This window comes from Cupriavidus sp. SS-3, from assembly GCF_035818815.1.
Lineage (GTDB): Bacteria > Pseudomonadota > Gammaproteobacteria > Burkholderiales > Burkholderiaceae > Cupriavidus > Cupriavidus taiwanensis_C.
The window spans coordinates 13179-25533 of record NZ_JAYLVT010000017.1 but is presented as its reverse complement, the minus strand read 5'-3'; the positions used below and the strand labels follow the sequence as shown (position 1 = coordinate 25533).

Annotated in this window: 8 protein-coding genes; 3 read left to right on the top strand and 5 right to left on the bottom strand. The window is 64.7% G+C overall.

Features of this window, described 5'->3' with window-relative positions; translation table 11 throughout:
* The first annotated feature begins 13 nt into the window (after window positions 1-13).
* The 3 genes from U9J39_RS22285 to U9J39_RS22275 all read left to right on the top strand — a co-directional run bounded on the left by U9J39_RS22285 (window position 14) and on the right by U9J39_RS22275 (window position 5885).
* Window positions 14-1459, top strand: a complete 1446-nt coding sequence (locus tag U9J39_RS22285) for a short-chain fatty acid transporter (RefSeq protein ID WP_326348090.1) — start codon at window positions 14-16, stop codon at window positions 1457-1459.
* Between the two features lie 359 nt (window positions 1460-1818).
* Window positions 1819-5190, top strand: coding sequence for a bifunctional diguanylate cyclase/phosphodiesterase (locus U9J39_RS22280; RefSeq protein ID WP_442784917.1), 3372 nt, complete (start codon window positions 1819-1821; stop codon window positions 5188-5190).
* Window positions 5191-5312: 122 nt separating this feature from the next.
* Window positions 5313-5885, top strand: coding sequence for a glycine-rich domain-containing protein (locus U9J39_RS22275; RefSeq protein ID WP_442784916.1), 573 nt, complete (start codon window positions 5313-5315; stop codon window positions 5883-5885).
* A 155-nt stretch (window positions 5886-6040) separates the two neighbouring features.
* Here U9J39_RS22275 and U9J39_RS22270 read toward each other — a convergent pair whose 3' ends face one another.
* From U9J39_RS22270 to U9J39_RS22250, 5 genes are all read right to left on the bottom strand, one after another.
* Window positions 6041-7036: a 2-hydroxyacid dehydrogenase gene (locus tag U9J39_RS22270; protein ID WP_326348088.1), complete on the bottom strand. Its 996-nt coding sequence runs from the start codon at window positions 7034-7036 to the stop codon at window positions 6041-6043.
* A gap of 69 nt (window positions 7037-7105) precedes the next feature.
* Window positions 7106-8698 (bottom strand): aspartate:alanine exchanger family transporter, encoded by a 1593-nt coding sequence (locus U9J39_RS22265; protein ID WP_115712454.1) that lies wholly within the window; start codon window positions 8696-8698, stop codon window positions 7106-7108.
* 62 nt (window positions 8699-8760) lie between these two features.
* Window positions 8761-9348, bottom strand: coding sequence for a DUF1344 domain-containing protein (locus U9J39_RS22260; RefSeq protein ID WP_115712453.1), 588 nt, complete (start codon window positions 9346-9348; stop codon window positions 8761-8763).
* A 982-nt stretch (window positions 9349-10330) separates the two neighbouring features.
* Complete coding sequence (locus tag U9J39_RS22255) at window positions 10331-11386, bottom strand: phosphotransferase family protein (RefSeq protein WP_326348087.1); 1056 nt, start codon at window positions 11384-11386, stop codon at window positions 10331-10333.
* Between the two features lie 40 nt (window positions 11387-11426).
* Entirely contained in the window at window positions 11427-12215 is a 789-nt protein-coding gene (locus U9J39_RS22250) for an SDR family NAD(P)-dependent oxidoreductase (RefSeq protein ID WP_111520153.1), read from the bottom strand.
* Window positions 12216-12355: the final 140 nt, after the last annotated feature.

Below are 12355 nucleotides of genomic sequence, written 5' to 3'. Positions count from 1 at the left end.
AAGGAGCGTAGTGATGAAAGAGACAACAGCAATGGCGCCAGGGAGCGCCGCAAGGCAGCAAGGCGTATTGGAAGGCCTGGCGATACGAGTCACCAACTGGTCCGAACGGTGGTTCCCGGACTCGTACATCTTCGCAGCCCTGGCCGTGGTCGTGGTGGCTGCAGGCGCCATGATGGCGGGCGCGCCAGCGCCGACCGTGGCCAAGGCGTTTGGCGACGGCTTCTGGACCTTGATTCCGTTCACCATGCAGATGGCCGTGGTGGCAATCTCGGGCTATGTGGTAGCGGTATCGCCCCCGGCATCGATGCTGATCGACCGGCTCGCCCTGCTTCCACGCACCGCGCGCGGAGCGGTCGCCTTCGTGGCGTTGGCCAGCCTGCTGACCTCCCTGCTGAACTGGGCCATCAGCCTGATCTTCAGCGGATTGCTGGTGCGAGCCATCGCGCGGCGCCGCGGCTTGTGCGTCGACTACCGGGCCGCCAGTGCCGCGGCCTACCTTGGCATGGGTGCGACCTGGGCGCTTGGGCTCAGTTCCTCGGCGGCTCAACTGCAGGCCAACCCAGCCAGCCTGCCCAAGTCGCTGCTCGATATCACGGGAGTCATCCCGTTCTCGGAGACGATCTTCCTGTGGCAATCGATGGCCATGACCGGCGTGCTGATCGTGGCGTCGCTGCTGATCGCGTACTTTTCTGCCCCGACCGCAGAGCGCTCGGTGACCGCTGAGGACATGGGCGTCGACCTTAACGATGCCGATGAAGCGCTCGCGCGTCCGTCCCGCCCCGGCGAGTGGCTGGAATACAGTCCCCTGCTGACACTGGTGCTCGTGGCCATGGGCGCCGGCTGGCTCTACCAGGAGTTTTCCACCAAGGATCCCATCCTCGCCATCTCCAACCTGAATACCTACAACTTCCTGTTTCTGCTGCTCGGCATGCTGCTGAACTGGCGGCCGAAACGCTTTCTGCGCGCCGTGGCCAGATCGGTGCCCTCGACAGCCGGTGTGCTGATCCAGTTTCCGCTCTACGGCGGCATAGCCTATATCCTCACCAAGGCCACCGGCACCGATGGTGCGACGCTCTCCCATTACCTCGCCACGGCCTTCGTCGCGATGGCTACTTCGGAATCCTTTTCGGCAGTGATGGGAGTGTACTCCGCGGTGCTGGGGTTCTTTATCCCTTCGGGCGGCGGCAAGTGGATTATCGAGGCGCCCTATGTCATGCAGGCTGCCAACGCATTGCAGGTCCATCTGGGCTGGGCGGTGCAGGTCTACAACGCAGCGGAGGCCCTGCCCAACTTGATCAATCCGTTCTGGATGCTGCCACTGCTGGGCGTGCTAGGGATACGCGCCAAGGATGTGGTGGGCTTCACCTTCACCCAGTTGCTGGTTCACACACCGCTGGTGCTATTGATGCTCTGGGCGTTCGCAACCACGCTCCCATACCATCCGCCAGTGATGCCCTGAGAGGATGAGAGCGGCCGGGAAGCGGCGGTCAGCCGCTTTTGTTCAGGCGCCTGATGTCGTGCCGCAGCCCTGGGCGTCGACAGCTAAAGGACTTCAGCCCTAACGCCCGTTGCATCGAATCGGCGCACCGCTGTCCGTCCGACCGAGTGCCACACCAGAAGCCACCAACTTACACACCCCACTTTGGTGGGGTGTTAGCGCTGCAAAATTGAATCTCTGTTAACCGCCGTTTGATATAGATTGTAAAGACATTTAGAGCCACGGGTTCGCATAGCAGGGCCTGGCCGTAGTTCATCTTTGGTATCAGCCGTCGGCGAAGACCACGATCTCGTGGTGACCGCCGCGAGCCGGGGGAGACAATGTTGCGTCAGGTGCTTGCGCGCACGCCGAGCCCGCTTGGACGCGTTGGGTCGCGTTCCATCACGGCGGGCACGGTGCTTCTTGGAGCGCTGACGACGGCTGTCGTCTATGCCTTCTGCACCGATCTGCTGGAACGGGATGTGCGGCTGCGCTTCGACAGCGATACCGGCGACGTGGTCCAGCAGATCGATACGCGGATCCGGCTCTATACCGACGTGCTGGTCACGATGCAGGCGCTGTTCGGCGCCAGCGACCATGTCTCGCGCGGCGAGTTTCGCGACTTTGTCGTCGGCCTGAACCTGCCGCAGCGCTACCCCGGTTTCCAGACGCTGAATTACGCGCCCTACGTGCCCGCGCCGGAGCTCGATGCGTTTGTCGCCAGGCAGCGCAATGACCCGATCCTGCGCGAGGCCGGCGTGACGTTCAGCATCCGGCCGCCGGGCCAGCGCCCGGGCTACTTCGTCCTCACCTATGTCGAGCCGCTCGCCACCAACCTGCCGTCCATCGGCGTCGACATGGGTGCCGAACCGCGCCGCCTCGCCGCGCTGGAGCGCGCCCGCGATACCGGGCACCCGGTCAGCAGCGGCCGGCTGATCTTCAGCGAGGCCAAGAATCCTCATGTGGGCATCGCGCTGCGCCTGCCGGTGTATCGCAAGGCGCTGGACCTGGATTCCGTGGAGGCGCGCCGGGCCGCTTACGTCGGCTCGGTCGGTGCCGGCATCCGCGTGGCGGATTTGCTCAAGGACCTGGTCAGCAACCAGAACCTGCGCCCGATCCGCTTTCGCGTCTATGACGCCGGGGACTTTACGGCGCCAGCCGGTGCCCTGTCCGCCGGCAACCTCCTTTATGACAGCCGCACCGGGCTGGCCACGCCCCGCCCGGGCCGTGCCGCAGATGGCCGCGCAGCGCCGCGCGCGGGCACGCCGGCGGACGGACCGGCGGCCGCGGCGGCCAGCCGGGACGACCTGACCAGGAGCGTGGAGCGCAACTTCGGCGGACGGCGCTGGGTCATTGCCTTCGCTGCCGACTCGACCGCGCTCGGCGGTCCGCAACGCTATCTGCCGACGCTGGTGATCATTTCCGGGATGATCATCACCGTGCTGCTGGGCTGGCTGGCCTACGCCTTGTCGAGTTCGCGTGCACGGGCCGTAGCCGTCGCCGACCAGATGACGCACAGCCTGCGCGAGAGCCAGGCGGCGCTGGCCGAGGCGCAGCAGATCGCCCAGCTCGGCGACTGGCGCATCGACCTGGGCAAGGACGTTGCCCATTTTTCACGGGAAATGGGTCGCCTGCTGGGCTGGCGCGGCCACCGGCCGAGCCCGGACACGCTGTTCCAGGCGATCGAGACCAGCCATCGCGCCGTGCTGCGGGAACGGATGGAAAAGGCCGTGCGGGATCGCCAGCCGTTCGAGCTCGAGTGCCCTTACCGTTCGCAACGTGGACGGCGCGGCTGGTTGCATCTGATTTGCCACGCGCAGGGTCCGGCGGGCAACAGTACCGCCTTGCGCGGCACCGCGCAGGATATCAGCCAGCGCAAGGCGGCAGAACAGGCGCGCGCGCAGGAGCACCAGATCGCCCTGCACCTGGCCACGGCCGACAGTGAAGCCGAGGTGCTCGAGGACATCGTCCACACCCTGCTGGAAGGCATGGAATGGGAGGCCGGGGCATTCTGGCCGGCCGACGACGGCCATGGCAACAAGCTGCCGCAGGTATGCCTGAGCCGCGCCAAGGGGCTCGAGCCATGGCTCGCCGCACACCCTGCCCGTACCGCGGGCGCCACGGCCATTGCGGCGCCACAATGGTATGCGGGACTCCATGACCTGGCCCGGCATGCGCACGCCGGATGGCTTGCAAGCGGTGGCATCCGCACGGTATTCGCCTTTCCGCTGAGCCGGGGCCACGTGACCCTTGGCGTGGTCGAACTCTATTCCCGCACCCGGCGCAGCGCCGATGTCCATGCGCTGACGATGGCCGTGGGCATTGCCGGCCAGACCGGGCATTTCCTGCTGCGGCGGCAGGCCGAGGAAAACCTGCGTTTCATCGCCAATCACGATGCCCTGACCGGCCTGCCCAACCGGCTGATGTTCAAGGCCGAGTTCGAAAAGGCCCTGGCACGCGCCCGCGCCGGCGGACAGGCACTGCATGTGATCTTCGTCGACCTGGACGAATTCAAGGTCGTCAACGACACCATCGGCCACAACGCCGGCGATGCCGTGCTCCGCGAAATGGCCGAGCGGCTGCTCCGGGGCTTGCCCGAGGTGGAGTTGATTACGCGCTTTGGTGGCGACGAGTTTGTCGTGCTGCTCGACCCCAAGGGCGATTCGACCGTTCTTGGCCGGACCATCTCGCAACTGCAGGCGGTGCTCACGCCCGCCTTTGTCGTCAATGGATCCGAGATGCGGATGACCGCCAGCATCGGCATCAGCTCGTTCCCCGAAGACGGCGACGACTGGCAAACCCTGCTCAAGCATGCCGACCTGGCCATGTACGGCGCCAAGCAGCTGGGCAAGAACGGCTACCAGTTCTATTGCCGCGGCATGAGCACCACATTGCAGCGGCGCATCGACATGGAGTCACACCTGCACCGCGCGCTCGAGAATGACGAGTTCGTGCTCTATTACCAGCCGCGCATCGCGCTGGCATCGGGAACCTGCACCGCAGTCGAGGCACTGATCCGCTGGCGCCACCCCGAACTGGGCCTGGTCATGCCTGCCGACTTCATTCCCTTCGCCGAGCAAAGCGGCGCCATCGTCGAGATCGGCGCGTGGGCGCTGCGCGAAGCGTGCCGCCAGAACGCCGCGTGGCTGGCGCAGGGACTGCCGCCGGTGCGGGTTTCGGTCAACCTCTCCGCCCGGCAGTTTGCCGACAAAGCGCTCAGGCTGACCATCATCGATGCGCTGCGCCAGGCAGCCCTGCCCGGCAACCTGCTTGAACTGGAGCTGACCGAAAGCATGGTCATGCGCGATGCCGAACAGGCTTCGAACTGGCTGTCGCGCCTGAAGCGCACCGGCGTGCGCCTGGCCATCGATGATTTCGGTACCGGTTATTCCTCGCTCGCCTACCTGAGCCGCTTCCCGATCGATACGGTCAAGATCGACCGCAGCTTCGTCCGCTATGTACCCGAAAGCCGCAGCGACACGCAGATCACCAGCGCGGTGATCGGCCTGGGCCACCGGCTCGGCCTCGAAGTCGTCGCCGAGGGCGTGGAGAACGAGGCCCAGCTCGAATTCCTGCGCCGCGAAGGCTGCGACGAAGTGCAGGGCTACTACTTCAGCCATCCGTTGCCGCCGGCGAAGATCACTGCCTTCCTCGCCAGCCGCATGGAGCATGGCCCCGATTTCGCACGGGGCCAGGAACCGATGCGCGCCTGACCAGGCGCGCCGTCGTGTCATCGCATTGCAGGCAGTCCAACAAAAAGAGAGGAAACTGGATCATGCATGAACGTATTGTGCAAACCATGTGGCAAGACATCGATGCCCTCGATTTCTCGAGGATGAAGGCCAAGCTGTTGCACCAGCGGCATCGGGACTGGACCCCGGCGTCCCTGGAGCAGGCCGAGGACGGCTACCGCCAGTTCCTGAAACTGGCCGCGAAGTATCCGGAAACACCGGCAGTGCCCAGCGAGCTGGTCGATGCCTTCTGGCATGCCCATATCCTGGATACCCGGCGTTATGCCGACGACTGCATGCGCATCTTCGGCCGTGTGCTGCATCATGATCCCTACGTTGGCATCGACGGCCCGGAAGACGAGGCACGCCTGCTGGCGATGGCCGCCTCCAGCGACGCGCTGAACCTGCGCGAGTTCGGCAGCCCGCTCACCTCCGCGGCCTACTGCGCGCGCGCTGCAACGGACAAGGCCGCGTATTGCGCGCGCATCGGCGAAAAGAAGGATGCCGCGTACTGTGCCCGGCTGACTGAAAGGAAGGATGCCGCCTACTGTGCTCGCCTGGCGACGGATGAGGCCGCCTACTGCGCACGGGAAGCGGAAGGCGGGCTGGGACAAGCGCCCTCGATCACGGCGAGGCCCGCTTATTGCGCGGTGAATTCGCCTCGGCGTGTTGCTTGACTTCGGGTCAGGAAGGCACCCATCACGTTTAGCCTGGGTGCTACCGACCACTGGTACAACCTGCAGATCGCTCCCCGTTATCTGTCAGGTGATTGTGAATGCGCGGCTCTGCCGCGCATTTTTTTATCCGGGCGATACCGATCCGACAGCCATGTTCAACTGGCGCTGACTTCGTTCGTGAGCGACTTGCCGCTTTCGAACTCCGTCACGCTGCGCAAGGTTGTTTCGCAAATGGTGGTCACGGCCTCGCGCGTGAGGAAGGCTTGGTGCCCGGTCACGATCACGTTAGGAAAGGTGATTAGCTGCTGCAGCACGAAGTCGTCGACGATGGTGCCGGACAGGTCGCGGAAGAACAGGTCCGCCTCCTGCTCGTACACGTCGATCGCCAGCCCGCCGAGCTGCCCGCTCCTGAGCGCTTCGATCACTGCTTCCGTGTCGATCAGCCCGCCGCGACTGGTGTTGATCAGCAAGGCGCCTGGCTTGGCGCGCGACAGCGTTTCGGCGTTGATGATGTGATGGGTCTCGGGCGTGAGCGGGCAGTGCAGCGAGATGCAGTCCGCGCTTGCGCCGATTTCCCCCTCGTCCGCGTAGCGTCCGCCAAGGGCCTCGAATTCCGGGGACGGGTACTTGTCGTAGCCGATCACATTGCAACCGAACCCGACCATGATTTTCGCAAACACGCGCCCGATCTTGCCGGTGCCGATCACGGCCACGGTCTTGCCGCACAGGTCGAAGCCCATCAGGCCTTCAAGCGAAAAATTGAAGTCCCGCGTGCGGTTGTAGGCGCGGTGGATCTTGCGGTTGACTGCCATCAGCAGGGCCACTGCGTGCTCGGCGACCGCGTTGGGCGAGTAGTCGACAACGCGCACTACCTTGATCCCAAGCGCCTGCGCGGCTTTCAGGTCGACGTTGTTGAACCCCGTGCAGCGCAGCGCGACCAGCCTGGTGCCGCCGCGTCCGAGCGCCTCCAGCACGGTCGCATCGGCCCGGTCATTGACGAAGATGCACACGGCGCCGTGGCCCGCGGCGAGGCCCACCGTCTCACTGTCCAAGGACACGTCGAAGTACTTGAGCTGATGGCCTTCAGCCGCATTCGCGGCATCGAGATGTTGACGATCGTAGGACTTTGCGCTGAAGACGGCGATTTCCATGATGTGTCTCCGCGGCGAATCGCATGGCGCGCTTCGCCCAGGTTGCCCCTGCACTATCCGCCAGCCACACTATCCGCCCGCCAGTGTCGCGGCGACCTGTACGAACAGGATTTTCACAATGGTCATTGACGGGAAGATCATCGAGTAGCCAAGGTCGGGCCGGTCGGTGGGCGCGACGCGGTTGGCAAAGGCAAGGATGGCGGGATTGCCGGTCGCGCCGCAGATCACGCCCACCGCCAGGTCGAACGGCAGCCTGAAGACCCAGAGGCAGAAAATCGCAGTAATCAGCAGCAGGGCGAGCAGGATCACCACGCCATAGATCAGGAACGACACCCCGGTTACGCCGATGGTGGCGAAGAACTTCGGCCCGGATGCGATGCCCACCTGCGCCAGGAAGATGGTCAGCCCGAAGTTGCGCAGGACCAGGTTGGCCGACAGCGGCATGGTCCAGACGAACGGCCCGAGACGGCGCACCCGGCCGAGCACGAGGGCAACCAGCAGCAGCGCCGCCAGCCCCAGCGCCAGCGTGCCGACGCCGGGAATCGGCACCGGGATCAGCCCCACCAGCAGCCCGAGCGCCGCGCCGATGCCGATCGAGATAAAGCTCAGCTCGGCGGTGCCCTTGATGGAGTCGCCAAACAGGGCGCGAATCGGCTTCATGTGGGCGCGATTCACCAGCAGGCCGACGCGGTCACCGAACTCGAGGGTGAGGTCATCGCGGGGCATCAGGTCCGCATCGCCGCGCCGCACATGGGCGATCGAGCAGACCATGCCTTCAGGAAAGCGGATATCGCGCAGCGTGTGCCCGACCACGAGCCGGCTTGAGGCGAACACGCGCATATAGTCCAGGTCTTCGCGATGGCTCGTCATGCGGCCTGGCTGCAGCTCTCCGCACAGCGAGGTGGCTTCACGCAGCGCGGCCGGGTCGGTGGCGGTCGCGAGCAGCACGTCGTTGGCCTGCAGGACCAGGTCATCGGCGGACGGGTAGTTGTGGTGGGCGCGACGCACGGCGGCAATCGCTACCCCTTCCGGCAGGCGCGCTACCACCTCCGACAGCCGCAGGCCGATAAACGCCGGGTTGGTCAGCGCAATCTCGGCGGTCTCGATCAGCTTTGGTGGCGGCCGCACGATATTCGGCTTGAGCAGCGCGGTGAGGGCATACAGAAACAGGATCGGCCCGGCCACGCCGACCGGGTACGCGACGCTGTAGCCCACTGCGGCGCCGTCGCTCTTCATCGCCGTCATCGCGGCCTGCAGGCTTGCCGTACTGGTGCCCGCGCCGGCGAACATGCCTAGCGACTCGTCGAGCTTAACGCCGACCAGCGGCACCAGCGCAACCGCGACCAGTCCGGAGCCAACCACGCCAAGGACCGCAGCGGCGTTGGCCTTGATGCCATCCGGGCTGGTCAGCCCCTTGAAAAACTGCTCCCCGTACTGGATCCCAATGCCATAGAGAAAGAGCAGCAGCCCCAGGGTGCCAAGGATGGCAGGCGGCGCGGCCTTGGGCGCGAACCCGCCGATCGCCAGCCCCACGAACAGCACCGCGCCCGAACCGAGTGACACGCCCTTGATATTGATCTCGCCGATGACATAGCCCAGTGCAACCGTGAGGAACAGCGTGAGCAGCTGCTGGGTTTCGAGCAATGTCCGGACTGCATCCATGCCGTTCTCCGCTGGAAGTTCTGAAACACTGTGGGCGAGGCAAGCGACGGGTTCTGGGGGCCCTACCTGGCCGCAGCCGGCTGTACGGACACTGCAACGGCCTCGGTATAAACCGCTTCGACCCGGTCGCCCTTCTTGATGCCATTGAGGCGTGTCGTGTCCCCTACCAGCAGGACCACGGTGCGTCCCTTTGGCCCCTTCAGGGTGACGGTCCTGGCGCTGGTGTCGAAGGCAACGACGTCTGCCGTGACGGTCACTTCCCGTCCGACCGTGCCGCCCGGCTTTGCTCCCGGCGCAGCGCGCTCCGAGATTTCGCGCTCATGCATGGCAAGCGGACCACTGCCCTTCTTGAGGCTCATGGTCAGTGCTTCCCTGTACTCCACCGTGACAGTGTCGCCGACCTTGAGCTGCTCGAAGTTCCTGGCGTCCGGCCCCACGACGAGGTCCCTGGTCTTGCCGTCGCCGGACTTCAGCCGGACCGTCCGCGTCGGCGCATCGATCTTGGTGATCGTGGCGGTGACCTTGGCGGTGCCGGTCGCAGTCGCCCCTTCAGGCGACTGCGTGACATCCACGCGGGTTTCGGGTTGCGCCCATGTTGCCGTGGTTGCCACCAGCATTGCCGCCGCGGTCAGTAGTGTCTTGCATTTCATGCCATCCTCCGTTTTCTGATCGGGCCCCGATGTGCGTCTTGTTCTGAACTCTAACGTTAGCCCCGGACGCATCAGAACTGAATCTTTTCGGATGACGAGATAAGAAAAATTTCCGGCCAACGGATGCGTCCGCCTAACTAACCTGACGTCACGGTCGGCGTGTCTCCTGTGCGGGCTTTACTGAGGCAGTTCACTTGAACCGCAGAGTGAGTACTTCAATTGCACGGAGTACCTGGGAGAGAGATTCCATCAATGGTTTTCCCACGACAGAAATCACGGGGCGTAGTGGCAAGGTCCTCCAGGTCCAGCTCCCGGTCGAGGGGCAGTTTGCCGATTTTAGTGCAGCAAGAGCGAAATTCAGTCGAAAGTGCCGGAGTATTCGTCATGGCGGGAGAATCTACGGCGGGTTGCTGAGGTGTCCGGGCACTCTTGGCCGCCGAGGGCTGGGCGGGTTGTTCAGATGCCGTGCCACTCTTTCTCGCCGGAGCAGTCTTCGCCGGCTGTCCGGTTGGCGGGACATTCCCCGTCGCCGGACGAACCCTTGCAGGTGGCTCGGGTGGCGGGGCGATTTTTGTCGCAGAAGATGGTTGGACAGGTGGTTCTGCGCTCGGGCCTGTCGACGCAGGAGAGACGCATTGGCCCAGTTGGCAAATGCGCTCGCCCTTGCATTGCATGTCATGTTCGCATCCAACTGCACCGGCGTGCGGCGCAGTCCCCATGGCGAGTGACAGGGCGAGGAGCAAGCCTGGCGCTTTCATCTTCAGCTTCGCCTCCTCCTCTACGTTCGGTGACTGGCACGCTGCTCGACCCTGGCGCAAGTCAGACTGGACCATTTCGTAGTCTTAGGGCCATGCGGCGGGCGACACTCCTAGTATGGAATGTTCAAACAGTGAGCGCCACCCGAGCTGCGAGTGGGCGAGACGCGGCGACGCCCGCCGCCAGACAGCCCGCGCAAGTGCGACGGCGTCGGCACATGTCCTCTTCAGGACAGCGCATGCGTATTGCGATGCCGGATGGCCTCATGGCGCATCGCGTAATGCCATCCCAGGTCGGCTATCGGCCCGGCCTTTCGGCCAGTCTCGACGGCATCCGCGGCGGCAGCGTTGCCTTGTCGCGCTCGCTCTGCGATACCAAACATAATGGCGGCCAGCCTGAACAGGTTGTAGGCGATGTAGAAGTCCCAGTGTTCGATACCCGCAGTGCCGTTGGCTTCGGCATACCACTGCAAATATGTCTGTTCGCTCGGGATACCGAGGCCTGCGAAGTCGAGATCGGCGATACCGCGCCACAGCGATGAAGGGATGTGCCAGCTCAGGCAATGATAGGCAAAGTCAACGAGCGGATGTCCCAGCGCGGACAACTCCCAGTCCAGCGCCCCGATGACCCGGGGCTCGCTGGGGTGGAAGACCAGATTGTCAAGGCGGAAGTCGCCATGGACGAGACGCGTCTCCTCGCCCGCGGGGATGTTCCTTGGGAGCCAGCTCATCAGCGCTTGCATGGCGGAACTTTCGAGCGCGCCGGTGGCACGGCTCTGGCGCGTCCATCCGGCAATCTGACGCGCCAGGTAGTTACCGACAGGGCTGTAGTCGGCCAGGCCTGCCGCCCGGACATCGATGCGATGCAGCGCTGCCATCACCCGATTCATCTCCGCGTAGATGGCCCTGCGCTCGGCGCTTTGCATTCCCGGCAACGACTGGTCCACCATTACCCTGCCATCGAGGTACTCCATCAGGTAGAACGGGCTGCCAACCACGGACAGGTCTTCGCTGTACAGGTACACGGCGGGGACGGGCACATTACTGGCCTGGAGCGCGCTCATGACCCGAAACTCGCGGTCGATGGCGTGCGCCCTGGCCTGGATGTGCCCGGCAGGCTTCATCCGCAGCACGTAGCGGTGTGCACCGGAGGAGACCAGGAAAGTCGGATTGGACTGGCCACCGGTAAGCCGGGTGGCAGCAAGCGATGCCTGGTCGATCAGCCCGCGCGCAAGGAGCAGCCGGGCCAGCGCGTCCCAGTTGCGGTGAGTCGTATCGTTCATTGGGCTGTCCTTTGGCTGATGTGGAGAATCGCTTGACGCATCACAGCGTGCTGACGAGATGCCCGCCATCGACGGGCAACACGGCGCCGGTGATGTAATCCGATGCCCCCGATGCCAGCAGCAGCAAGGCGCCATCAAGCTGGGAGGGCTGTCCCAGGCGCCGCTGAGGGATCCGCCGGACCATCGCTTGCCCGCCGTCTGTCTGGAAGAAGGCGCGATTGATCTCAGTGGCGAAGTACCCCGGCGCCAGGGCGTTGACGCGGATGCCATGGCGTGCCCATTCCAGTGCCAGCGATTGCGTCAGGTGGATCAAACCGGCCTTTGCCGCCGTGTATGCGGGAACCTGCTGCGCCACCCGCAGCCCCAGAATGGAAGCGATGTTGATGATGCTGCCCTGCCGGCCAGCTTCGCGCATCTGCTGGGCGGCGTACTGCGCCACACGCCAGGCGCCGGTCAGGTTGGTATCGATGACCCGCGCCCAATCCTGCTCACTCGTCTCTAGCGCGGGCCCGGTGGTTGCAATGCCAGCACTGTTGACGACGATGTCCACGGTACCCTGCGCCTGCTCGGCCCGGAAGAAGGCGCCGGATACGGAATCGGGATCACACACATCCAGTTGAACCACACATCCGTCCGCGCCCGTCGCCCGGATCTCCGCCAGCAAGCGTTCCCCTTCGGCGAGTCGGCGGCCGGCAAGCACTACGCGGCATCCAGCGTTTGCCAGGGTCACCGCGAAGTGGCGGCCAAGCCCGCCGAATGCGCCCGTCACAAGTGCCACTTTGCCCTCCAAATCGGGAAAGACAGGTTGAGGACGAGGTGAGGAAGCCATACTTGCAGTCTCCTTGGACGCGGTCGTTGGAGCGCAGGTTAGGCCGTTGCGCCTGCCAAGCCAGCCACCCGAACGGGGAGGCACCCCACCATGCCCCCCGAGGCAAACCTCGGGATGCCCCGTGCCTCCCCTGTTGGGGG